Source organism: Methylosinus sp. H3A (genome assembly GCF_015709455.1).
Classification (GTDB): domain Bacteria; phylum Pseudomonadota; class Alphaproteobacteria; order Rhizobiales; family Beijerinckiaceae; genus Methylosinus.
The window spans coordinates 335,101-358,798 of the sequence record NZ_JADNQW010000005.1 but is presented as its reverse complement, the minus strand read 5'-3'; the positions used below and the strand labels follow the sequence as shown (position 1 = coordinate 358,798).

Sequence of the window (23,698 nt, the reverse complement as noted above, 5' to 3'; positions counted from 1 at the left end):
GGCGGAGCTTTCAACGGATATCGGCGATGTCGGACTTCTATCGCATCAAGCGGCTTCCCCCTTATGTTTTCGAGCAGGTCAATCGGCTCAAGGCCAAGGCGCGCGCCGGCGGCGCCGACATTATCGATCTCGGCATGGGCAATCCGGACCTGCCCGCGCCGCGCCATGTGATCGAGAAGCTCGTCGAGACGGCCGGCCGTCCGCGCACCGATCGCTATTCGGCCTCCAAGGGCATAGCCGGGCTGCGCCGCGCTCAGGCCGGCTATTACGAGCGCCGCTTCGGCGTGAAGCTCGATCCCGAGACGCAAGTGGTGGCGACGCTGGGCTCCAAGGAGGGCTTCGCCAATATGGCGCAGGCGATCACCGCGCCCGGCGATGTGATCCTCGCGCCCAATCCCTCTTACCCCATCCACGCCTTCGGCTTTCTGATGGCGGGCGGCGTCATCCGCTCCGTGCCGGCCGATCCGACGCCGCAGCTCTTCCATGCGCTGGAAAAGGCCGTCGCGCATTCGATTCCGAAGCCCATCGCCATCGTCGTCTGCTATCCGGCCAATCCGACGGCGACGGTCGCCTCGCTCGATTTCTACAAGGATCTCGTCGCCTTCGCGAAGCGGCACGATATTTTCGTGCTCTCCGACATCGCCTATGCCGAGGTCTATTTCGACGATAATCCGCCGCCGTCCATCCTTCAGGTCAATGGCGCGATCGACATAGCGGTCGAGTTCTCCTCGCTGTCGAAGACCTTCTCCATGGCCGGCTGGCGCATCGGCTTCGCCGTCGGCAATGAGCGGCTCTGCGCGGCGCTGGCGCGGGTGAAGAGCTATCTCGACTATGGCGCCTTCACGCCGATCCAAGTGGCGGCGACCGCGGCGCTGAACGGCCCGGACGATTGCATCAAGGAGATGCGCGCCATCTATAAGAAGCGCCGCGACGTGATGGTGGAGAGCTTCGCGCAGGCGGGCTGGACGATTCCGGCGCCCGATGCGTCCATGTTCGTCTGGGCGCCGATCCCGGAGCGCTTTTCCGGCATGACCAGCCTCGAATTTTCGAAGCTCCTCATCGAGAAAGCGGATGTGGCGGTGGCGCCGGGCGTCGGCTTCGGCGAGCATGGCGAGGGATATCTTCGTCTCGCGCTCGTCGAGAACGAGCAGCGCATCCGCCAGGCGGCGCGCAATCTGCGCCGCTTCTTCGAGGGCGCGGAGACGACGCTGCACAATGTCGTGCCGCTGCAAGCGCGCGGCTGACGCGCGAAGCCGCGCATCCGCAGTAGAAGAGGGGAAGGCGTCCATGCGTTTCATTCTGGTTCTGGCCGCAGCCGCCTTCCTCCTCATTCCGCGCGAGACATTCGCGCAGGACAAGCAGATCGAGCGCGGACGCGCCATCGCCAACGCCAATTGCAGCCGCTGCCACGCGATCGGCGCGCGCGGCAAGAGCCCGAATCCGGCCTCGCCGCCCTTCCGCACGCTTGCGAAAAAATATCCGCTCGACAATCTCGAGGAGGCGCTGGCCGAGGGCATAGTCGTCGGCCATGGCGGGCTCGACATGCCGCGCTTCGAATTCTCGCCCGGCCAGATCGAGGCGCTGCTCGCTTATCTCACTTCGATCCAGCGCAAGTGACCTCTCGAGCGCATCGCATGATTTCTTAATCCGTCCTGTGTAATTTCGTCGCATGGAGGATCGAGCGCAGGTGGCGGCCATGCGCTCGGAGGCATGACGCCGTTCCGCCATTCCGGCGTCGATCCGGCTGTTCCGGTCGCGGATAATTCCGCGGACCGACACCTTCGCTCCCCCTCGAAACTTTTCCCGCCGCCAGGACTGGAATGTCTCCGAGCGGCTTCCTCTCGGAGGCACTGTCGATGCGCCTTTCCATTGCTCGCGCCGCGAGCCTGCTCGCCGCTGTCGCATTCATCGCTTTCCTGGCGACCGCCGGGGCTGGACGCTATATTCTCGACGAGCTGCGCATCGGCGGACACGTCTATCAGAAGATCGCCGCCGGCAAGGATTTCGTCGCGGACGCGCTGCCGCCTCCGCTCTCCCTCTTGGAAGCCTATCTCGACGTCGAACTCGCCGCTTCCTACAGGATCGACGCGCGCGAGGCGAAAACGCGCCTCGCTTCATTGCGCAAGCAATATGAGGAGCGTCGCGCCTTCTGGTCCAAGTCGACGCTGTTGCCCGCCGAGCTGACGACGCTCGTCAAAGGGCCGGCGGCAGAGGCGGCCGACGCTTTTTGGCGTGAGATCGATGCGTTTCTTCCGGCGCTCGAGCGCGGCGACGGCGCCGGCGTGACCGCCTCCATGGGTCGTCTCGATGCGAGCTTCGTCGCGCATCGCGCAGTCGAGACGCGCCAAACCGATTTGGCGAATGCTTTTGCGTTGTCGGCGGAGAAGGACGCCACTCTGCTCGGCGATCGCTCCGACGTCGCGAGCCTCGCGGCGACGATCGCTATTTTGTGCCTTCTCGCGGGCGCGGGCCTGATCGCGCATCGCCATGTCGTGAGGCCGATCGTCACGCTCGCGGATTACACGTCCAAGCTCGCGCGCGGCCAGATATTGGACAAGCCGCCCGTGATGAACCGCAGCGACGAGATCGGCGAGATGCGCGACGCCGTCGCCATATTCCGCGACAAGCTCGAGGAGGTCCGCCTCGCCGAGACGCGCGCCGCCGAGCAGAACGCCGCCGCCGCCAGCAAGCTGGAGGAGAAAGCCGCCGGCGCGAAATGGTATATAGAGAACCGCGATTTCTTCTTCTCCGAATATACCGCCGCCATGGAGCGTCTGGCCGAGGGCGATCTCGAGGTGCGGCTCGAGAAGGAGTTCATCAAGGATTACGAGAAGCTCCGCGCGCGCTTCAACACCGCCGTGGAGCGCATGCAGCACACTCTGCGCGGAATTGTGGCGACCAGCGGCGCGATCGGCTCCAGCACGCGCGAGATCGCCCGCGCGTCCGAGGATCTCTCGCAGCGCAATGAGCAGCAGGCGGCGACGCTGGCCGAGACGGCCGCGGCGGTCGACCAGATCACCGGCACGGTGCGCAAGGCGGCGGAGAGCGCCGTCGAGGCGCGCGAGATCGTCGGCGACGCCAAGACGGACGCCGTCAAGGGCGAGAAGATCGTCGGCGAGGCGATCGATGCGATGAGCGGCATAGAGAAATCTTCCGAGCAGATCGGCCAGATCATCGGCGTCATCGACGAGATCGCCTTTCAGACAAATCTTCTGGCGCTCAACGCGGGCGTCGAGGCGGCGCGCGCGGGCGAGGCCGGCCGCGGCTTCGCCGTGGTGGCGACGGAGGTGCGCTCGCTCGCCCAGCGCTCGGCCGAGGCGGCCAAGGAGATCAAGGATCTGATCGCCGTCTCCAACGCCCGCGTGCAGGATGGCGTCGGGCTCGTCGCCGAGACGGGCGCTTCGCTCCATCGCATCGTCGAGCAGGTCAATCGCATCGACGTCGTCGTCACCGGCATAGCGGCGAGCGCCGCGGCGCAATCGACGAGCCTGCGCGAGGTCAACACCGCCGTGCAGGAGATCGATCAGGTCACGCAGAAGAATGCGGCCATGTCCGAGGAAACGAATGCGGCGAGCCGTTCGCTCGCCGAGGATAGCGCCGAGCTGGTGCAGCTCGTCGCGCGTTTCAAGATCGGCGAGATCGAGACCCGCGCGCCCTCCGCGGCGCGGCCGATGCTGAAGCGGACCGCGACGTCGCGGTCCAGCGCGGCCGTGCGCAAGCCGGAGCCGGCGCAAGACGAGGATTGGACCGAGTTCTAATGGATTTGCCCTCTCCCGCTCTGCGGGAGAGGGGACGGCTCACTTGCCCGCGAGCTGCGGAAGATTTGCGAAAAAGTCGAGCGCTTCCGGATTGGACAGCGCGCCGACATTCTTCACCGGGCGCCCATGCACGATCTCCTTCACCGCGAGCTCCACGAGCTTGCCGGAGCGCGTATGCGGCAAATCCGGCGCTGCGACGATGACCGAGGGCACATGGCGCGGCGAGGCTTTCTCGAACAATTCGCGCTTGATGCGCGCGGCGAGCGCGTCGTCTAGCTCCGCGCCTTCGCGCGTCTTCACGAACAGCACGATGCGCGTCGTGCCTTCCCACTCTTGATCGATGGCGAGAGATTCGAGCACCTCCGGCAGGCGCTCGACGATATTGTAGATATCCGCCGTGCCGATGCGCACGCCCTGCGGATTGAGCGTGGCGTCCGAGCGGCCGTGGATGAGGAAGCCTTCGTGCTCCGTCTGCGTGGCGAAATCGCCATGACGCCAGATTCCCGGATGTTCCGAAAAGTAAGCCTTGCGATATTTCTCGCCGTCGGCGTCGTTCCAGAAATAGATCGGCATGGACGGGAAAGGTTGCGTGCAAACGAGCTCGCCTTCATGGCCGGTGACGCGCTTGCCCTCCTCGTCCCACACCTCTACCGCCATGCCGAGTCCCGCGCATTGAATCTCGCCGCGATAGACCGGGCTCCAGGGATTGCCGCCGACGAAGCAGGAGACGATGTCGGTGCCGCCGCTGATCGAGGCGAGCTGCACGTCTTCCTTGACGTCGCGATAGACGTAATCGAAGCTGTCGGGCAGCAGTGGCGAGCCGGTCGAGGCGATCGTCCGCACGCGGGAGAGGTCGTGGCTCTCGCGCGGCTTCAACCCGGATTTCTCGATCTGCTTCAAATAGCCGGCCGATGTGCCGAAGAAGGTCGCCTTCTCCTTGGCGGCGAAGTCGAGCAATATCGCGCCATCCTCGCCGGCGTTGAAGAAACCGTCGTAGAGCAGCAGCGTGGCCTCGCTGGCGAGGCCGCTCGCCAGCCAGTTCCACATCATCCAGCCGGTGGAGGTGGCGTAGAAGAAGCGGTCGCCGGGCTTTATGTCGCTCTGCAGCCGATGCTCCTTCAAATGCTGCAGCAGCGTGCCGCCGGCGCCATGCACGATGCATTTGGGCGCGCCCGTCGTGCCGGAGGAGAACATGATGTAGAGCGGATGGTCGAAAGGCAGGCGCTCATAGCGCAGCTCCGCGCCTTCATGCGCGGCGATCGCGTCGGACCAGAGCTGTGCATTCGCGAGCCCGTCGAGCGAGGGCGCGGTCTTCGTATAAGGGACCAGCAGGATTTTCTGCACGCTGGGCAGCTTGCCGGCGATCTCGCGCAGATTATCGGCGCGGTCGAGCGTCTTGCCCTTGTAGAAATAGCCGTCGACGGCGATGAGAATGCGCGGCGCGATCTGGCCGAAGCGATCGAGCACGCTTTGCACGCCGAACTCCGGCGCGCAGGAGGACCACACTGCGCCGAGCGATGCGGCCGCCAGCATGCCGATGATCGCCTCCGGCCCATTGTGGATATAGGCGGCGATGCGGTCGCCGGGCTCGACGCCCTGCGCGCGGAAATAGGAAGCGAGCGCGCCGGCTCGGGCGACGATCTCGCCGAAGGAGAGCCGGCGCTCGACCTTGTCCTCGCCCCAGAAGACGATGGCCTCGGAGTCCGCGGGGCGCGGGCGCAGCAGATTTTCGGCGAAGTTCAGCCGCGCGTCCGGGAACCAGCGCGCGCCGGGCATTTTGTCGGCGTCGATGAGAATGCGCTCGCCCTTCTCGCCGAGAACGCCGCAGAAGTCCCAGATCGCGGACCAGAATTGCGGCGAATCCGTAAGACTCCAGTGAAAGAGCCCGTCATAGTCGAAGCTCTCGGCGAAGGGCTTGGTCGCCTCGATGGATTGGGCGAAGCGGGTGAGAATGGCGTTTTTCTGGCGATCGAGATCGGGTTTCCAGATCGGCATCGACTTGTCCTTGGGCGCGGCGTGGAGCGTCCGCCAACTCATAGAGGCTCGCAAATCCGCGCGATAGGGGATCGGCCCGCGTATTTTGTGCCGGGGGCGGGCAAGGCGACAAGCTTTGGTTTCGGGCTCGGCGCCCCTATGTTGGGCGCCGCGGCGGCTCATTCGGCATTTGTTCATATTCGCCGCCGCATTGTCCCCTCGGGCGCGTCCGGTTGGACGCTCTCTGCATCGGAGACGACTCATGAAGAAATTGATTGCGATTCTCACTCTCGGCTGCGCCGTAGCGCTGGCGCCTCTCGCCGCCTCGGCCCATCCGCGCCACTACAAGCACAGCCACCATCACCACCACCACCATCACCATCATCACCATCATCACCATCATCACCGCTGATGATTTCGGGGCTCTCGCCCGAGGCGGGTCTGCGACGCGGACACGTCGGAGGGTGAGGGCTCCGGCATTGCGCGTGGGCGGCGGCGACGACGCGCGCGTCCATTCCGCCGGGCGCTACTTCGCCAGCGCCAATATGCGCGAGGTGAGCTCCTCCTGGTCATAGGGCTTGGCGAGGAAAGGCGCGCCGGAGAGCTGCTCCGGCAATTGCCGCTGCAGATAGCCCGACAGCACGAAGAAGGGGAGCTTCTTCGCCCGCAGCGCGTCGGCCACGCAGGAGCTGCACACGCCGCGCAGATTGGCGTCGAGGATCACGCCGTCTATGTCTTCGTCCTCGATCAGCTTCAGCGCCTCGTCGACCGAGCTCGCCGTTCCGCCGATCTCGTAACCGACCTCCTCGACGACGAAGCAGAGATCGGCTGCGATCGCCGGCTCGTCCTCGACGACGAGAATGCGGATGGGTTCGTTCGCGTTCATCTAATCCTCTCCCTGGGCGGGCTCGATCACATTGTCGAGCGGCGCGCTCACCTTCCAGACGACGCCGGTCGGCGCATAATCGAGCGTCACATGCCCGCCGAGCGCATGCTTGGCCATTTGCAAGATCACCATATGGCCGAAGCCATGGCGCTTTGGCGCGACCACCGGCGGACCGCCGCTCTCGCGCCAGTCCATCTCGAAATGCGGGGCGTCGCCTTTGTCGGTCACGCCGAAGGCGATGCGCACGACGCCGACGTCGTTGGAGAGCGCGCCATATTTGCCGGCGTTGGTCGCGAGCTCGTGCAGCGCCATGCCGATCGCCTGGCTGGCCGCCGGCTTCACCACCGTCGTCGGGCCTTCCATGCGAATGCGCGAGCCGAACAAATCGCGGAAATGGGCGAGCTGCGAGCGCGTCAGCGCATGCAGCTCGACGCCGCGCCATTCGTTCTGCACCAGCAGATCATGGCTGGCGCCGAGCGCCGCTATGCGCTGATCGAAATGCTGCGCGAAGGCCATTGGCGAGTCGCGTCGCGCCGTCTGGCGCGCCACCGCGCGCACCACGGTCAGCAGATTCTTGGCGCGATGGGTGACCTCGCGCAGCAGCAGCTCGACGCGCTCCTGCGCCTGCTTGCGCTCGGTGATGTCCTGGACCGTGCTGCGCAGGCCGACGATCGCGCCGCGCTCGTCGCGCACCGCCTCGCTGCGAATGGTGACATGAATGGCGGCGCCGTCGGCGCGATGGGCCGGGAGGTCGAGCTCGAAACCCTCGCCTGTGCGCAGCGTCTCGCGCGTCGCGGCGTCGAGCCGCTGCCAATCGGCGGGGGCGTAGAGCAGGCCTTTCTGCTCGGCGAAGCTCGGCGGCGGCGCATTGGGATCGAGGCCGAAGATGCGCGCGAGATAGGGCGAGCCGCCGCCGCGATCGTCATGGCGTCCGCTCCAGCGCCAGCTGCCGATGCGGCCGAGCCGCTGCGCCTCGCGCAGCTCCGCCTCTGTGCGGCGCAACGCCAGCTCGCGCACGCGGATCTCCTCGGCGCGCTCGCGCTCCGCCGCATAGGCGCGCGCGTCGGTCATGGCCGAGGCGATCTTGGCGGCGACGCGATCGAGGAAATAGGCGTAGGCCGCGTCGAGCCGCTTGAACGGATTGACGGCGACGATCAGCGCCGCGACGGCGCGATCCTGGCCGAGCAGCACGATGGGAAACAGCACGGCTTCGTCCGGCGCCGCCGGCCAGGGGCCGCAAGGCGGCTCGCCGAAGCGTGCGTCGATCGTGCGAATGGCGACCCGGCCGGGCGTGAGCCGCGCGACCTCGGCGAGACCCCATATGTCGCCGCGGATCGGATCGGGATCGCCGAGCGGAATGCGATGCGGAGCGACGCGTCCGCCCGGCTTGACGCCCGTCGTCGCCATCAGCTCCGCCTCGCCGCGCGTCTCGTCGAAACGATAGATCGCCGAGAAGGGCAGGTCGTAGCCATTGACGGCGAGCACGCTGGCGGCGAGGCGGCAGGCCTCGCCCTCGTCCTCGGCGCGGCTCAGCGCGGCGAGATCGCGCAGCGTGCGCAGCCGGCGCTCGCCGATGACGCGATCGGTGGTCTCCACCACCGGGCAGAAGACCCCGCCGATCGTTCCGTCGTCGTCGGGGGTGGGGCTGTAGGAGAAGGTGAAATAACCCTCGTCGCGGCGGCCGTTGCGCATCATGTGCAGCTGCAGGTCTTCCGAGCGCGTCGGTAGGCCGTCGGTGAGCGCGCCCTGCAGCATGGGGCCGATCACGTCCCAGATTTCCGGCCACACCTCGCGCGCCGGCCGGCCGAGCGCGCGCGGGTGCTTGTCGGCGAGCAGGCCGTGATAGGCGTCATTGTAGAGGAGGCAGAGCTCGTTCCCCCAGAAGATGGCGATGGGGAAGGCGCTGTTGAGGCAGATTTCCAGCGCGACGCGCAGGCGCTTCGGCCAGGTCTGCGGCAGGCCGAGCGGCGATCTCGTCCAATTGGCGGCGGCGATCGCCGCAGCGGTTTCGCTGTCTCCGAAGAAGAACCCTCCGGATCGCCTTTCCGCGACGTCGATCCAGGCTGCGCCGGCTGTCACTTTCGACGACCCACCAGTCGATCAGAGCCAGCCCCCGCGTGTCATATCGAGCCGCCGTTTCGCCTATTCAACCCTGCCGCGGCGAAACGCGCCGCTGGCCCTTCGCTGCCGGCTGGTGTAGCAATCGGCCGCGACCGAGAGGGACCATGAGCGAAGCCGAGGAAAAAAAGGGACTCTTCTCGCGGCTGTTCGGCCGCGGCGGGACGCCCGCCGTCGAGCCCGGCGTCGACCGGCCGAAGAAGCGCTCCTGGTGGGAGCGGCTGACCGGGGGGCTGTCGCGCTCCTCGCAGGCGATCGTCCAGGGCATCGCCGACCTCTTCAACAAGCGCAAGCTCGACGCTCTGACGCTCGAGGAGCTCGAGGACGTTCTGATCCGCGCCGACCTCGGCGTCGCCGCGGCGCAGCGCATCGCAGCCAAAGTGGGCGCCGCGCGTTATGAGAGGACGATCGGCCCGGACGAGGTGCGCGCCATTCTGGCCGAGGAGGTCGAGCGCTCGCTCGAGCCCGTCGCGCGTCCCTTCGAGATCGACGAGACGAAAAAGCCCTTCATCGTGCTCGTCGTCGGCGTCAACGGCTCCGGCAAGACGACGACGATCGCCAAGCTCGCCGCCAAATGGACCGGCGAGGGCAAGAAAGTGATGCTCGCCGCCGGCGACACTTTCCGCGCCGCCGCCGTGGAGCAGCTCCGCATCTGGGGCGAAAGGCTCAACTCGCCCGTATGTTACGCGCCGGAGGGCGCGGACGCCGCCGGCCTCGCCTTCGACGCGATCAAATCGGCGCGCGAGCGCGGCTCCGACATTCTGCTCATGGACACGGCCGGCCGCCTGCAGAACCGCGCCGAGCTGATGGCCGAGCTCGCCAAGATCGTGCGCGTGATGAAAAAGGCCGAGCCGGACTCGCCGCACGCCGTTCTCTTGGTGCTGGATGCGACCGTCGGCCAGAACGCCATCGCCCAGGTCGACGCCTTCGGCAAGACGGCGGGCGTCACCGGCCTCGTCATGACCAAGCTGGACGGCACCGCGCGCGGCGGCATTCTCGTGGCGATCGCCGAAAAATACGGTCTCCCCATCCACTTCATCGGCGTCGGCGAAGGCTCGGACGATCTCGAGCCCTTCACCGCGCGCGATTTCGCCCGCGCAATAGCCGGGCTCGAATCCGACGCCGAAACAGGCGATCAGACGACATGACCGAAGACACAGCCGCAGCGCCGGCCAAGAGGCGCCTTCACCCCGGATTGAAGTTCGCGCTGGAGATGGGGCCGCTGGTCCTGTTCTTCATCGTCAATCAGAAGTTCGGCATCTTCCAGGCGACGGCGGCGCTGATGGTCGCGGTGGTGGCGACGCTCGCCATCTCCTATTCCATCACCCGCCATCTGCCGACCATGCCCATGGTCACGGCGCTGTTCGTGCTCGTCTTCGGCTCGCTGACGTTTTTTTTGCAGGATGAGAATTTCATCAAGCTGAAGGTGACGATCCTCTACGCCCTGTTCGGCTCGGCGCTGCTCGGCGCGCTATGGTTCGACAAGCTGCTTCTGCCCACCGTGTTCGAATCCGCCTTCCGGCTGGACGACGCCGGCTGGCGCAAGCTCACCTGGCGCTGGGCGTTCTTCTTCTTCTTTCTCGCCGTGCTCAATGAATTCGTGCGGCGCAGCGTGGCGACCGACGTCTGGGTGAATTTCAAGGTCTTCGGCATATTGCCGCTGACGCTTCTCTTCGCATTCGCTCAAATCCCGCTGATGATGCGCCACGAGCAGAAGGACGACGGCGCCGAGGCGCCGGACAGCCATTTCTGAGCGCGGAACCTCACGGATTTTCCTCTCTTTCTCGTCCGACGCGTCTTGTGCGATCTCACACAGGCGCCCGCCGGCGGCGACGCTAAATGTCACGGCGTTCGCCGCCGATGCGGCCGTTCCGACGAGAAGGACGCTCGCCATGACCGAATTCGCCCAGCTCTTCGTCGCTCTCCTGGTTGCGATCGTCGTCGGCGCCGCTTTCTCGCTCTTCGATGCGGAGGCGGCCATCGCTTCGGGGCCGGTCGGCGCGGGGGCTGTCCATTCGGTGATCTGCGGCGGCGGCTGGTGCGGCTGAGCGGCGCAGACGCCGAGAATGTCTCGCTGCGCCGGCGCGATCTGTGGTAGTCGAGCCCACGCCACCAAAGCAGCGCAGGCTCATGACCGACCACGGCCCCATCGACGCGCTCAGCCGCCGTCTCATGCTCGGCTCGCTCCTCGGGGCCGTGGCCGCGAAGACGCTCCTTAGACCCGCGCAGGCGCAGGAGGACGGCCTCTATCCGCTCGCCGCCGATGATGGAAAGCCCGTCGCCAATTACAAATTGCCGTCCGAGTTCTCGCCCTCCGACCTGCCGGGAATCGTCTGGCATGGCTCGAAAGAGGCGGATGTCGTTCTGGTCGAGTTTTTCGACTATAATTGTCCCTATTGCCGCAAGGCCGCCGCCGATCTCGACGCTCTCGTGAGCAAGGACAAGAATTTGCGGCTGGGCCTCGCCAATAACGCCGTCCTCGGCCTCGGCTCTTTTCTGACCGCCAGAGTTCAACAGGCGGTCCTGCGCCTCTACGGACCCGAGCGCGCCTATGCGTTTCACAAGCAATTATTCGCGCATCGTGGGTCGAACGACGGAGTCGGCGCCCTCTCCGTCGCGAAGACGATGGGTCTCGACGCCTCTGCGATCGAGGCCTCCGCGAATTCGGACATGATCGGCGGCGTGGTCAAGCGCCATATCCAGCTCGCCGCCGATCTCGGATTCGTCGCCTCGCCATCCTTCGCGCTGAGCTCGGTCGGCATAGTCGGCTATCCCGGCCCCAAATCGATCGCGCGCATGGTTGCCGCCAGCCGCAAATGCGACGCGCCGGCCTGCGGCTGATCCTGTGGCTGATCCCTGGGCGTCTCGACTCGACTTTCGCGGCGATCTCCAGCAGTTTGCGTGCGCCGATCCCGCGTCGCGCGGGAATGACATTCGAGACGACCGCATGACCCTTCGAACCATTTCCATTTCGCTCGCCACCGAAGATATTTCCCGTTCCGTGAAATTCTACGTCGAGGAGCTCGGCTTCGTCTGCCTGCTCAAATTGGAGAGTTTTGCGCGGGTGAGATCGGGGGCGGCGGACATCATGCTGGCGCCGCCCGACGCGCATCAGGCGTGGCAGGGGCCGCATTTCACCGGAGAGATCTATCTCGGCGTCGACAATGTCGACGAATTATGGGAGCGGCTGAAGGATCGCGTCCGCATCGTCTATCCGATCGCGACGATGGACTATGGCGTGCGCGAGTTCGGCCTTCTGGACGACAGCGGCTATCAGCTCTCTCTGGCGCAGCCCGTCGCCGACTGAGCGCGGGAGGATGTCGATGACGCGAATGGAACTGCGCGCGGCGAGGCTGTTGCTCGCTGCGCTCGGCCTCGGCGGCGCGTCGGCGCTGGCCAATGACTCCACGGCGGCGCTGACGACCGGCGGTCTGGTTCTCCTCGCCGACGCCGACATAGAAATGCGTTCCGAGGATCTGTCCATTTCGCGCGAGCGGATCGAGGCGCGCTACCGCTTCTTCAACCGCGCCGCCGTGGACCGGACCGTCACCGTCGCCTTTCCCCTGCCGGAGCTCGACTATCGCGAGTCGAGCGATATCTCCGTGCCGGACGGCGACGCCGACAATTTCCTGAAGTTTCGCACGCTCGTCGAGGGGCGCGAGGTCGTCGCGCAGATCGAGCAGAAGGCCTTTCTCGGCGGGAGGGAGGTCACGCAGCGGCTGCAGGCGCTCGGCGTCCCGCTGCAGCCGCGTTCGAGGGCGGCCGCCGCGGCGCTCGACGCGCTGCCGAAGGAGGTCGAGCGTCTGCTGCTGAAGGAGAAGCTCGTCCGCCCGGATGATTACGACCAGGGCAAGGGCATGGAGCATCATGTCGCGCCCGAATGGAGCCTGAAGACGACCTATTATTGGGAGCAGACTTTTCCAGCCGGCCGCGAAATCGCTGTCGAGCACGCCTATGCGCCGAGCGTCGGCGGCTCCGTGCAGACGGGCGTGGGCGCGAAATCGAGCACGGCCGCCGAGACGAAGGATTATCAGACGCGCTTTTGCCCGGACAAATCCTTCATCGCCGGCGTCGCCGCCCTGACGAAGAAGAATGGCGGCGCGCCGCCGCCGGAGTTCCGCATCGCTTATGTGCTGAAGACCGGCGCCAATTGGGCGGGGCCGATCGGCGATTTCCGCCTCACCGTGGACAAGGGCGACGCGGCCGCTCTGGTGAGCTTCTGCGAGAGCGGCGTCGTGAAGACCGGCCCGACGCGTTTCGAAGTCCACAAGACCGATTTCACGCCGACGCGCGATCTCGACATTCTCATCGTCGACGCGCCGAAGTGAGCGGCGGGCTTCGTATCAGCTCGGCTCCCCCGCGCCGATCTCATAGGACACGAGCCGGCGATCGGCGACGCCGAGCGCCTCCCAGGACGCGCGCCATCGTCGCAGATGGTCGGACTGAAAATGCGCGGTCAGCGCCGCGCGGCTCTCCCATATTTCCGTCACGCGGACGAGGCCCGGCTCCATGACGTCTTCCGCATAGGAATAGGCGAGGCAGCCCGGCTCCGCGCGGCTCGCACGGATCATCGCCTCCATCGCCGGTCGCGCCCGCTCGAGCGAGCCCGGCGGGATGCGAATGGTTCCGACGATCAGAATGCGGCTCTGCGACATGAAACGACCTCTTCCCGCGCTTTTTTCGCGCGACATCGCATTATTGAAACAAATCGTGGACAATGATTATATTCGCAGGTCGGCGCCGCCGGCCGTTGCATGAATTGTCTTTTCCGCTTCGTTTCGGGGCCCTCCCATGAAGCTCGCGTCCTACAATCTCGAAAATCTCTTCCTGCGCGCCCATGCGCTCAATGGCGAGACCTGGTCCGACGGCAAGAAGGCGCTGGAGGCGCAGGCCGAGCTCTCCGCCATTCTCGGCAAGCCCGTCTATACCGGCGCCGACAAGAAGAAGATCATCAAGCTGCTCGGCGAGTTGAAGCTCGACAAATCCGACGACGGCGGCCCTTTCGCGATTTTGCGCCAAAATCGCGGCCATCTCGTCAAGCGCGCCAAGACCGGGATGGAGGTCGTCGCCGGCGGCCGCAACGACTGGATCGGCTGGGTCGAGCTCAAGCGCGAGGAAGTGAACGAGGAGGCGACGCGCAATACCGCGCGCGTCATCATCGATGTCGACGCCGATGTGCTCGGCGTCATCGAGGCGGAGAGCCGGCCGGCGCTGGTGCGATTCAACGACAATGTCATCAAGGGGGAGGGCGGAAAGCCCTACGCCCACGCCATGCTCATCGACGGCAATGACGATCGCGGCATAGACGTCGGCCTCTATTCGCGCACGGGCTATGAGATCGTCGCCATTCACAGCCATGTCGACGACGCGGACAATACCGGCCGCATCTTCAGCCGCGATTGCGCGCATTATGAAATCCGCACGCCCAAGGGCCATACGCTGCATCTCTTGATCAATCACTTCAAGAGCAAGGGCTTCGGCTCGCAGACGACCTCCAACGCCAAGCGCGAGCGGCAGGCGGCGCGGGTGAAGGAGATTTACGACGCGCTGCGCAAGAGCGAGGATTTCGTCGCCGTCATCGGCGATTTCAACGACACGCCGGACAGCGCGCCATTGGCGCCGCTCATCCTCCAGACCGATCTGAAGGATATCAGCGAGCACGCCGCTTTCGACGATGGCGGCAGGCCGGGCACTTTCGCCGCCGGCGCGGCGTCGAACAAGATCGACTATATTCTTCTGTCGCCGGCGCTGTTTGCCGCGGCGAAAGGCGGCGGCGTTTTCCGCAAGGGCGTGTGGGGCGGCAAGAACGGGACGATCTTCCCGCATTATCCGGAGATCACCAAAGCCTCGGAGGCCGCCTCCGACCATGCGGCGATCTTCGCCGAGATCGATTTATGAAAGATCGCAGAGTGCCGCGCTGCGATCGGTTGGCTCGGGCTGTTCTGGCGTTCATCGGGAAAAACAGGAACGATACGACGGGGAAATCTCCGTAGACGCACGGCGAAACGCCATGTCAGCATCGAATGCTCGACGACGTCCTGGTACTGTCGTCGTCCATGGCGGGACGGAAACTCATGCGCTCTCTGTCGCTTCGGGCGGGATTGATCTGGCTCGTCGGCGTCGTTCTACTGCTGACGCTTTTCGTCAATGTCGCGGTTCTGGTTCTGCATGCGGGGCCGCGAATTCGTGCGGAAGACGAGACGACTCTGCGTCTGACGCATGAATTGCTCGCGACGGCGCTCGCCAGCCTCCAGGAGACCGCCGATCCGGCTCCGGCGTTGCGCCGCTTCTATGAGAGCCTCGGCGCGCTGCGCCATGTCGACATCAAGGTTCTCGCCAGCGAGGACGCCGCCTCGCTCGCCAAGCTGACGCCGAAGGCCCACGACGGCGCCGGCGTGCCGGATTGGTTCGTCTCTCTGGTGGATGCGCCGACGCGCGTGTCGATCCTGCGGCTCGGCAACCTGCCGACCGTGCTGATCCGCGGCGTCAGCGATGGACGGGTCGCCATTGTCTCCAATCCGATCGACGAATTGGCGGAGATATGGTCCGATCTGTCCTGGCTCGCCTTCATCAGCCTCGCGGCCACGCTCCTCTTCTTCGCGCTCGTTCTCGGATTGGTTCATGTCTCGCTCGCGCCTTTCGATGACATGCGCCGCGCGCTCACCGATCTCGAGGCGGGAAAGTCCAATGTGCGCGTCGCGCTGCGCGGAGCGAGTGAGTTCCGCGGCATTTCCAGCGCGCTGAATTCGCTCGCCGCGACTCTCGATCAGGTGAAGGCCGAGAACCAGAGCTTGATGAGCGAGCTCTTCCGCGTCCAGGAAAAGGAGCGAAGAGAGATCGCCCGCGATCTTCATGACGAAGCCGGTCCCTGTCTCTTTTCCATTCGCGCGGGCGTGGTCGCGCTGTCCGACATGACGGTCGGCCCTGCGCCCGACCTTGAGCGTCTCCGCCGGATTTGCGCCGAGATGAACGAGGCGAGCGAGGCGATGCAAGCGCTCGTCCGCGGCCTGCTCGGCAGGTTGAAGCCACGCGGTCTCGCGGAATTCGGGCTCGCTACGGCGCTCGACGAGCTCATTGCGTCTTGGCGGGCGAGCCGGCCGGATATTCTCTGCGAGCTCGCGGCGCCGCATGATCTCTCGTCGCTAGAGGAGCCGACTCTCTCCGCCGCCTATCGCGTCGTGCAGGAGGCGATGACCAATGTCTTTCGCCATTCCGACGCGCGCCGCGCGCGGATCGGAATCGAATTCGCCGCGAGCGCCGGCGACGAGGAGCAGGACGGCGCTCCGGTCCTGCAGATCGTCGTAGAGGACGACGGCGTCGGCATGCCCGGTCCGCCTCGATATGGCCGCGGGCTCCTGGGCATGCGTGAGCGCGCGCAAGCGCTTGGCGGGTGGATGACGGTCGAGAGCCGTCCGACCGGCGGCCTGCGAATCTTCGTGTCGTTGCCGGTGCAGGAAGCAGAGGAAGAGGAGATCGACGAAAGAGATCGTTCACCATGACTATAGACGAATGATCGGGATACGAGTTTATGAAAGCGGAGGCTTCGACTCGCTTGTTTAATATTCGTAAACCATAAATAATGCTTCAGATTTACGATTAAAATTCAGGGTTTATTCTTCCGGCGGTCCAGCTAGAGCAAGATGTTCGCGTCGATCCTTACAGCGGCGCGGGGGGCAGTGCGTTCCATGTCCACAAGAGTCTCTTTTCTCGTCGCCATCCTTTTCGCTTCTTCCTTTGGCGCAACCGCCGCGCCGCGCGTCATCACCGGCATAGGCGAGCCCGAGGCTGGCCGCCTCTTTCCCGCCGCCGCGGAGCAGGCGCCCGAGCCGGTTCTCGCCGCCGCCCGGCCGCCGGCCCCAGCCTATGTTCCGCCCCGGCCGGCGCCGCAGCCGCGCGTCCTGGCGGCGCGGGTAGAGCCGCCCGCGGCGCCCGGCGCCTATGGCGGCGGCTTTATCGAGCTGCTCGTCACCGGCCAGACGCCGGAACCGCAGCCGCGCCGGCGCCTCGCCGCTCTCGGCGCCCCGGAGGCGACTGTCCAGCGCCAGATCGATCCCGTCTTCTTCCGCGCCGAGGTCGATTACGAGGGTGCCGAGCGTCCCGGCACGATCGTCATCGATTCGGGGAATAAATTCCTCTATCTCGTGCAGGGCGGCGGGCGGGCGCTGCGCTACGGCATTGGCGTCGGTCGGCCGGGCTTCACCTGGGCGGGCGTCAAGGCGATCTCCCGCAAGGCCGAGTGGCCGGATTGGACGCCGCCCGGCGAAATGCTCGCCCGAAGGCCCGATCTGCCGCGCCACATGGAGGGCGGCCCGGCCAATCCGCTCGGCGCGCGCGCCATGTATCTCGGCTCCTCGCTCTATCGCATCCACGGCACCAACGAGCCCTATACGATCGGCCAGAATGTCTCCTCGGGCTGCATCCGCATGATGAACGACGACGTCGTCGATCTCTACGACCGCGTCCATGTCGGAACGAAAGTGGTGGTTCGTTGACTCTGGCGAGAAGTCGCCCATGGCGGAGCAGGGGGCGCGCGCCTATTTCCCGAGGCGCGCGGACGGTTGCAAAACAGCCGGCTTCGGGCGATAGCTGCCATGCGTTTTCCTCGAAAGGGCCCAATTCTTGCCCAGCCTCATCCGTTTTCTGGTCATTGTCGGCGTGCTCGCAGCGCTCGCCTATGCGGGCATGCTGGCGCTCGTCGCCTATGTCACGCCGCAGCCGCGCGAAATGACGCAGTCGATCGCCCCGCAGCGCCTCAACAAGTGAGACTTCGATGGGCGACGGCAAGCGCCATCCGCTGATCGCCGCCTTTCTCGACATGCTGGCCGCCGAGCGCGGCGCCGCGCGCAACACGCTCGACGCCTATCGCCGCGACCTCGAGGATTATTTCGCTTTTCTCGAGAAGACCGGCGCCGATCCGCTTCGCGTCGAGACCGATGGCCTGCGCGCCTATCTCGCCGCGCTGGAGGCGCGCGGCATGACCGGCGCGACCGCCGCGCGGCGGCTCTCGGCGCTCAAGCAATTCCATAAATTCCTCTATGTCGACCGCTATCGCGTCGACGATCCGGCCGCGCCGCTGGAGGGGCCGCGTCGCCATCGCAGCGCGCCGGACATTCTCTCGATTTCGGAGGTCACGCGCCTCATCGACACGGCGCGGGAGGGGATCGACGACGAGGCGCGCCCTGTCGGCGAACGCATGCGTGTCGCGCGTCTCTACGCCGCGCTGGAGACTCTCTACGCCAGCGGCCTGCGCGTGTCGGAGCTCGTATCCCTGCCGGCGAGCGCGGCGCGTGCGCGCGAGCCTTTCGTCACTGTGCGCGGCAAGGGCGCGAAGGAGCGGCTCGTGCCGCTCTCGGAGCGAGCGCGGGCGGCGCTGAACGTCTATCGCGCATTGCTCGCGAAACATTCGCCGGGGCTCGCGTCGTCGCCCTTCCTCTTCCCCTCGGACGCCGCGGAGGGGCATCTCACACGCCAAGCCTTTGCGCGCGATCTCAAAAGCGCGGCCGCGGCGGCGGGGCTGCCGTCTCGCGACATCAGCCCGCATGGGCTGCGCCATGCCTTCGCCAGCCATCTGCTGCAGAATGGCGCGGACCTGCGCGTCGTGCAGGAGTTGCTCGGCCACGCCGATATTTCGACGACGCAAATCTATACGCATGTGCTGGACGAGCGCATCCGCGCCATGGTGCGCGACCTGCATCCGCTCGGCGACTAAGCCCTCACCCTCGCCGCTCTATGAAATCGCCGATCGCCCGAATCGTCGGCGCGTCGAGCAGTAGCGGCGCATGGCCTTGGCCCGCCACGGTCAGCCGCTCGAGCAGCGGATGGTCGTCGCCCATCGCCGCGAAGGTCTCGACCGAGAGCAGATCGGAGTTGCCGCCGCGGATCACCAGCGTCGGGATGGCCGCCATCGCCTTCCACTCCTCGTGGAACAGGATCGGCCCGCTGTCGGGCCCGACCTCGTCCAGAGTGTGGGAGAGCGCGGGATCATAGCGCAGCTGGAGCCGGCCGTCCGTCTCGATGAAAGTGCTCCGCGCCCATTCCTCCCATTCTTGCTGCGTGAGGCTGGTGAATTGCGGGCCGGCGACGAGCTTCAGCGCGGCCAGCGCGATCGCCATGGAGGCGGAGCCCGGCTGGCGTCCGACATAGCCCTTTATGCGCCACAGCCCGCCGACATCCACGACCGGGCCGATGTCATTGACGACAGCCGCGCGCAAAATCTCCGGCCTGCGGGCGGCGAAGCGCATCGTGTGAATGCCGCCGCGCGAGGTGCCGACGAAGACGGCCGAGGCGACGCCCGCCGCCGCGAGCGTGGCCAGAATATCGGCCTCCTCGACGTCCAGGCTGTAGCGTTTCCAGTCCGCATCCCATTCCGAGAGGCCGCGGCCACGATAGTCGAGCGCCAGCACGCGCCGGCCGCGCGCCGCCAGCGCCTGCGCCAGAGGCTCGAAATCCAGCGCCGTGCGCGTGAGGCCGGGGAGGCACACGACGGGAATCGTCTCGCTGTCGCTCGCCGGCGAATAGTCGACATAGTGGAGCCGCAGCCCGTCGTCCGCGGCGAGAAAGCGGCTTTCGCGCCGCACGCTATGCTGGTCCATTCGCGCCCTCGGTTTCGGCTCCTCGCCCGCGCGGGCGGCCGCTCGGCGGATATAGGCGCCGCAGCGCCGGATTGTCTTCCTGCGTCGGCTCGGCGCCTAGAAATTCTCCGGCGACGGCGGCGGCTGCGCATTCTGCCGCAATTTCGCGCAGGAGCTGAGCCCGCTTCCGCGCCACTCAGCCTTGATGCGGGCGACGTTTCTCAATAATTTGCAGTTGCGGCTCCTCGAAACGGCGAAAAACGCGTTTCGAGCGAGCAGATCGTCGCGCCGCCCGTGATTTGTGCGGGCGCGTTCCCCGAACAAGACTGGCGGCGCTGACGCGCCCCGACGCCCCAGGGGCTCGAATGTCCGTCCTCATCGACAAGAACACCAAGGTCATCTGTCAAGGATTCACCGGCAAGACCGGCACTTTCCACTCGGAGCAGGCGGTGCGTTACGGCACGCTCATGGTCGGCGGCGTCTCGCCCGGCAAGGGCGGCTCGACGCATCTCGACCTCCCCGTCTTCGACACCGTCGCGCAGGCGCGGGAGAAGACCGGCGCCGACGCTTCGGTCATCTATGTGCCGCCGCCGGGCGCGGCCGACGCCATTTGCGAGGCGATCGACGCCGAGATTGCGCTCATCGTCGCCATAACCGAGGGCGTTCCGGTCCACGACATGATCCGCGTCAAGCGCGCTCTGTCTGGTTCCAAATCCCGCCTCATCGGGCCCAATTGCCCGGGCGTCGTCACCGCGGGCGAGAGCAAGATCGGCATCATGCCGGGCAATATCTTCAGCCGCGGCTCCGTCGGCGTCGTCTCGCGCTCCGGCACACTGACCTATGAAGCCGTGTTCCAGACGACCCGCGAGGGCCTCGGCCAGACCAGCGCCGTCGGAATCGGCGGCGATCCGGTCAAGGGAACCGACTTCATCGAGGTGCTGGAGTTGTTTCTGGCCGATGAAGCCACCAAATCCATCGTCATGATCGGCGAGATCGGCGGCTCCGCCGAAGAAGACGCGGCCCAGTTCTTGAAAGACGAGGCCAAGCGGGGCCGCATGAAGCCGATGGTCGGCTTCATCGCGGGCCGCACCGCCCCTCCGGGGCGGCGCATGGGTCACGCCGGGGCGATCGTCTCCGGCGGCAAAGGCGACGCCGAGAGCAAGATCGCGGCGATGGAATCGGCCGGGATCGTCGTCTCGCCGTCTCCGGCGCGGCTCGGCAAGACATTGGTCGAAACGCTGAACCGCTGAGGTTCGGCGACATTGCGCGTCGGCGAATCGCCGGCGCGCTCCCCCGAAATATGAGCGCGGGGCGAAATCTTTAAAGAATTGTCAAAATGATTTCGCTCAACTTCGAGAAAGTTCTGCGCTCGGGAGACTGAACAGAATGGCGCGTCTCGAGACGAATGGCGGATCGGCGGGCGGTGAAAAACAGCCCTCGCCGCGCGGGAACGCTTCTGCCCAGAACTCGCTTCTGCAGAGCGTCGACGCGAGATACCTCGAACATCTGCTCGCAGCCTATGAGGCCGATCCCTCGTCGGTCGGCCCGGCTTGGCGCGACTATTTCGCGAGCCTCGGCGTAGACGCGGCTCCTGCGGCCGGCCCGTCTTGGGCGCGGCCCGGCTGGCCGGCGACGCCTGCGGACGAACTCGTCGCGGCGCTGGGCGGCGAGGCGCGCGAGACGGTCAAGCCCGCGGCGGGCAAGGCGGCGGCGGGCGAGCGTGCGCCTTCGGCCGAGGAAATCCAGCGCGCCGCGCGCGACAGCGTGCGCGCGCTGATGATGATCCGCGCCTATCGCATGCGCGGCCATTTGCACGCCAATCTCGATCCGCTCGGCCTCGAGCAGCGCCACGACCATGGCGAGCTGCATCCCGAGACCTATGGCTTCACCGATGAGGATTACGATCGCAAAATCTTCATCGACGGCGTGATGGGCATGAAATACGCCAGCGTCTTCGAGATGGTGGCGATCCTGCGCCGCACCTATTGCGGCCCCATCGGCTATGAATTCATGCATATCTCCAATCCGGAGGAGAAAGCCTGGATTCAAGCGCGCATCGAAGGCCCGAAGAAGGAGATCGTCTTCACCGAGGAGGGCAAGAAGGCGATTCTGCGCAAGCTGGTCGAGGCGGAAGGCTTCGAGAAGTTTCTGGATGTCAAATATACGGGCACGAAGCGTTTCGGCCTCGACGGCTCGGAAGCCATCATCCCGGCGCTGGAGCAGATCATCAAGCGCGGCGGCGCGCTCGGCGCCAAGGAGATCGTGCTCGGCATGGCGCATCGCGGCCGGCTGAATATTCTCTGTCAGGTGATGGCCAAGCCGCATCGCGCTCTGTTCCACGAGTTCAAGGGCGGCTCCTTTCTGCCGGACGAGGTGGAAGGTTCGGGCGACGTCAAATATCACCTCGGCGCCTCGTCGGATCGCGAGTTCGACAACAATAAGGTGCATCTCTCGCTCACCGCCAATCCGTCGCATCTCGAGATCGTCGATCCCGTCGTGCTCGGCAAGGTGCGCGCCAAGCAGGATCAATATCGCTGCACCGAGACCGAGCGGCGCGTGGTGATGCCGCTGCTCATCCATGGCGACGCCGCCTTCGCCGGCCAGGGCGTCGTGGCGGAATGTTTCGGCCTGTCGGGGCTGAAGGGCCATCGCACCGGCGGCTCGGTGCATTTCATCATCAATAATCAGATCGGCTTCACCACCTACCCGCGCTATTCGCGCTCCTCGCCCTATCCGTCCGATGTGGCGAAGATGGTCGAGGCGCCGATCTTTCATGTGAATGGCGACGATCCGGAGGCGGTCGTCTACGCCGCGCGCATAGCGACGGAGTTTCGTCAGCAGTTCCAGAAGCCCGTCGTCATCGACATGTGGTGCTATCGCCGTTTCGGCCACAATGAGGGCGACGAGCCGGCGTTCACCCAGCCGCTGATGTATAAGAAAATCCGCGCGCACAAGACGACGCTGGAGCTCTATAGCGAGAGGCTGATCGCCGAAGGACTGCTGACGCGCGAGGATGTCGACGCGATCAAGAACGAATGGCGCCAGCGTCTCGAGCAGGAGATGGAGGCGTCGCAATCCTATAAGCCCAATAAGGCGGATTGGCTCGACGGACGTTGGGCGGGCGTGAAGCCCGGCTATCAATCCTCCGAGGACGAGCGGCGCGGCAAGACCGGCGTGCCGGTCGAGACTCTGCGCCGCATCGGCATGGAGCTGACGCAGACGCCGGAGAATTTCCACATTCACCGCACGATCCAGCGCTTCCTCGACGGGCGCCGCGCATCGATCACCAGCGGCGTCGGCATAGATTGGGCGACGGCGGAGGCGCTGGCCTTCGGCTCGCTGCTGGCGGAAGGCTATAATGTCCGCCTCTCTGGCCAGGACAGTGAGCGCGGCACCTTCTCGCAGCGCCATTCCGTGCTGATCGATCAGGAGGACGAGGCCCGCTATCTGCCGCTCGATCATGTCGGCGTGGGGCAGGGGCGTTTCGAGGTCATCAATTCGATGCTCTCGGAAGAGGCGGTGCTCGGCTTCGAATATGGCTATTCGCTCGCCGAGCCGCGCTCGCTGGTTTTGTGGGAGGCGCAATTCGGCGATTTCGCCAATGGCGCGCAGGTCGTCTTCGATCAGTTCCTCTCCGCCGGCGAGCGCAAATGGCTGCGCATGTCGGGCCTCGTCTGCCTGCTGCCGCATGGCTATGAGGGGCAGGGGCCGGAGCATTCCTCGGCCAGGCTCGAGCGCTATCTGCAGCTCTGCGCGGAGGATAATCTGCAAGTCGCCAATTGCTCGACGCCGGCCAATTACTTCCATATTCTGCGTCGGCAATTGCATCGCGACATTCGCAAGCCGCTGGTGTTGATGACGCCGAAATCGCTGCTGCGCCACAAGCGCTGCGTGTCGCGTCTCGACGAGATGGGCGAGGGGACGATGTTCCATCGCTTCATCTCCGACGACGCGGAGTTGCAGCCCTCGGAAAAATTCCGCCTCGCGCCCGACGACAAGATCGCGCGCGTGATCCTGTGCTCGGGCAAGGTCTATTACGACCTGTTCGAGGAGCGCGAGTCGCGCGGTGCCAATGACGTCTATCTCCTGCGCGTCGAGCAGCTCTATCCCTTCCCGTTGAAGGGACTGGTGACGATGATGTCGCGCTTCAAGCAGGCCGATGTCTTCTGGTGCCAGGAGGAGCCCAAGAATATGGGCGCCTGGTCCTTCGTCGAGCCCTATCTCGAATGGGTGCTGACGCAGGTCGGCGGCAAGTCCAAACGCGCTCGCTACATCGGCCGTCCGGCTTCGGCCTCGACCGCGGCGGGCACAATGTCCAAGCATCAGGCGCAGCTGCGGGCCTTCCTCGACGAGGCCTTTGCGACGCGCATCTCTTTGGCGGCGGAGTGATC

At 65.7% G+C, this 23,698-nt stretch carries 22 protein-coding genes; 17 read left to right on the top strand and 5 right to left on the bottom strand.

The genetic code is table 11. The features are described 5' to 3' along the window. Positions 1-26 precede the first annotated feature (26 nt). The 3 genes from IY145_RS04730 (at position 27) to IY145_RS04720 (ending at position 3,758) form a co-directional block, all read left to right on the top strand. A complete protein-coding gene (locus IY145_RS04730; RefSeq protein ID WP_196407150.1) occupies positions 27-1,244 on the top strand; it encodes an LL-diaminopimelate aminotransferase in 1,218 nt (405 codons plus the stop codon). Positions 1,245-1,287: 43 nt separating this feature from the next. Then, positions 1,288-1,617, top strand: coding sequence for a cytochrome c (locus IY145_RS04725; protein ID WP_196407149.1), 330 nt, complete (start codon positions 1,288-1,290; stop codon positions 1,615-1,617). Positions 1,618-1,856: 239 nt separating this feature from the next. Further along, positions 1,857-3,758 carry a methyl-accepting chemotaxis protein gene (locus IY145_RS04720; RefSeq protein WP_196407148.1) on the top strand — a complete coding sequence of 634 codons (1,902 nt, stop codon included), beginning with the start codon at positions 1,857-1,859 and terminating at the stop codon, positions 3,756-3,758. A gap of 39 nt (positions 3,759-3,797) precedes the next feature. On the opposite strand, the gene IY145_RS04715 is transcribed toward IY145_RS04720, so the two are convergent. Continuing rightward, on the bottom strand, positions 3,798-5,795 hold the full coding sequence (locus IY145_RS04715) for an acetoacetate--CoA ligase (RefSeq protein WP_246721775.1): 1,998 nt from the start codon (positions 5,793-5,795) through the stop codon (positions 3,798-3,800). 199 nt (positions 5,796-5,994) lie between these two features. Here IY145_RS04715 and IY145_RS04710 point away from each other — a divergent pair, with 199 nt between their 5' ends. Then, a complete protein-coding gene (locus IY145_RS04710; RefSeq protein WP_196407147.1) occupies positions 5,995-6,144 on the top strand; it encodes a hypothetical protein in 150 nt (49 codons plus the stop codon). Positions 6,145-6,258: 114 nt separating this feature from the next. On the opposite strand, the gene IY145_RS04705 is transcribed toward IY145_RS04710, so the two are convergent. Beyond that, entirely contained in the window at positions 6,259-6,618 is a 360-nt protein-coding gene (locus tag IY145_RS04705) for a response regulator (protein WP_196407146.1), read from the bottom strand. Beyond that, positions 6,619-8,697: a PAS domain-containing sensor histidine kinase gene (locus IY145_RS04700; protein ID WP_196407145.1), complete on the bottom strand. Its 2,079-nt coding sequence runs from the start codon at positions 8,695-8,697 to the stop codon at positions 6,619-6,621. Between the two features lie 146 nt (positions 8,698-8,843). On the opposite strand from IY145_RS04700, the gene ftsY reads away from it, so the two are divergent. The 6 genes from ftsY (at position 8,844) to IY145_RS04670 (ending at position 13,064) form a co-directional block, all read left to right on the top strand. Then, positions 8,844-9,884, top strand: coding sequence for a signal recognition particle-docking protein FtsY (ftsY, locus tag IY145_RS04695; protein ID WP_196407144.1), 1,041 nt, complete (start codon positions 8,844-8,846; stop codon positions 9,882-9,884). Then, positions 9,881-10,489 (top strand): septation protein A, encoded by a 609-nt coding sequence (locus IY145_RS04690; RefSeq protein ID WP_196407143.1) that lies wholly within the window; start codon positions 9,881-9,883, stop codon positions 10,487-10,489. The genes ftsY and IY145_RS04690 overlap by 4 nt, the downstream gene beginning before the upstream one ends. Before the next feature lie 139 nt (positions 10,490-10,628). Continuing rightward, positions 10,629-10,784 carry a hypothetical protein gene (locus IY145_RS04685; RefSeq protein ID WP_196407142.1) on the top strand — a complete coding sequence of 52 codons (156 nt, stop codon included), beginning with the start codon at positions 10,629-10,631 and terminating at the stop codon, positions 10,782-10,784. Positions 10,785-10,866: 82 nt separating this feature from the next. Continuing rightward, a complete protein-coding gene (locus tag IY145_RS04680) occupies positions 10,867-11,577 on the top strand; it encodes a DsbA family protein (RefSeq protein ID WP_196407141.1) in 711 nt (236 codons plus the stop codon). Positions 11,578-11,683: 106 nt separating this feature from the next. Further along, complete coding sequence (locus IY145_RS04675; protein ID WP_196407140.1) at positions 11,684-12,043, top strand: VOC family protein; 360 nt, start codon at positions 11,684-11,686, stop codon at positions 12,041-12,043. 16 nt (positions 12,044-12,059) lie between these two features. After that, positions 12,060-13,064 (top strand): DUF4424 domain-containing protein, encoded by a 1,005-nt coding sequence (locus tag IY145_RS04670; RefSeq protein ID WP_196407139.1) that lies wholly within the window; start codon positions 12,060-12,062, stop codon positions 13,062-13,064. Positions 13,065-13,079: 15 nt separating this feature from the next. Here the strand turns inward: IY145_RS04670 and IY145_RS04665 are convergent, their stop codons facing one another. After that, a complete protein-coding gene (locus IY145_RS04665) occupies positions 13,080-13,391 on the bottom strand; it encodes a putative quinol monooxygenase (RefSeq protein ID WP_196407138.1) in 312 nt (103 codons plus the stop codon). A gap of 136 nt (positions 13,392-13,527) precedes the next feature. On the opposite strand from IY145_RS04665, the gene IY145_RS04660 reads away from it, so the two are divergent. The 5 genes from IY145_RS04660 to IY145_RS04640 all read left to right on the top strand — a co-directional run bounded on the left by IY145_RS04660 (position 13,528) and on the right by IY145_RS04640 (position 18,445). Next, positions 13,528-14,634 carry an endonuclease/exonuclease/phosphatase family protein gene (locus IY145_RS04660; protein ID WP_196407137.1) on the top strand — a complete coding sequence of 369 codons (1,107 nt, stop codon included), beginning with the start codon at positions 13,528-13,530 and terminating at the stop codon, positions 14,632-14,634. A 176-nt stretch (positions 14,635-14,810) separates the two neighbouring features. Next, entirely contained in the window at positions 14,811-16,235 is a 1,425-nt protein-coding gene (locus tag IY145_RS04655) for a histidine kinase (RefSeq protein WP_196407136.1), read from the top strand. Positions 16,236-16,421: 186 nt separating this feature from the next. Then, on the top strand, positions 16,422-17,228 hold the full coding sequence (locus IY145_RS04650) for a L,D-transpeptidase (protein ID WP_196407135.1): 807 nt from the start codon (positions 16,422-16,424) through the stop codon (positions 17,226-17,228). A gap of 127 nt (positions 17,229-17,355) precedes the next feature. Continuing rightward, on the top strand, positions 17,356-17,499 hold the full coding sequence (locus IY145_RS04645) for an oxidoreductase (protein ID WP_196407134.1): 144 nt from the start codon (positions 17,356-17,358) through the stop codon (positions 17,497-17,499). Between the two features lie 7 nt (positions 17,500-17,506). Further along, positions 17,507-18,445, top strand: coding sequence for a site-specific tyrosine recombinase XerD (locus tag IY145_RS04640; protein ID WP_196407133.1), 939 nt, complete (start codon positions 17,507-17,509; stop codon positions 18,443-18,445). 4 nt (positions 18,446-18,449) lie between these two features. Here IY145_RS04640 and IY145_RS04635 read toward each other — a convergent pair whose 3' ends face one another. Then, a complete protein-coding gene (locus IY145_RS04635) occupies positions 18,450-19,328 on the bottom strand; it encodes an alpha/beta fold hydrolase (protein ID WP_196407132.1) in 879 nt (292 codons plus the stop codon). A gap of 344 nt (positions 19,329-19,672) precedes the next feature. Between IY145_RS04635 and sucD the strand changes: the two genes are divergently transcribed. Next, the gene (gene sucD / locus IY145_RS04630; RefSeq protein ID WP_196407131.1) at positions 19,673-20,557 is read left to right on the top strand and encodes a succinate--CoA ligase subunit alpha; all 885 of its coding nucleotides are present in this window, start codon (positions 19,673-19,675) and stop codon (positions 20,555-20,557) included. Between the two features lie 136 nt (positions 20,558-20,693). Further along, positions 20,694-23,696, top strand: coding sequence for a 2-oxoglutarate dehydrogenase E1 component (locus tag IY145_RS04625; RefSeq protein WP_196407130.1), 3,003 nt, complete (start codon positions 20,694-20,696; stop codon positions 23,694-23,696). The last annotated feature ends 2 nt before the right edge of the window (positions 23,697-23,698 follow it).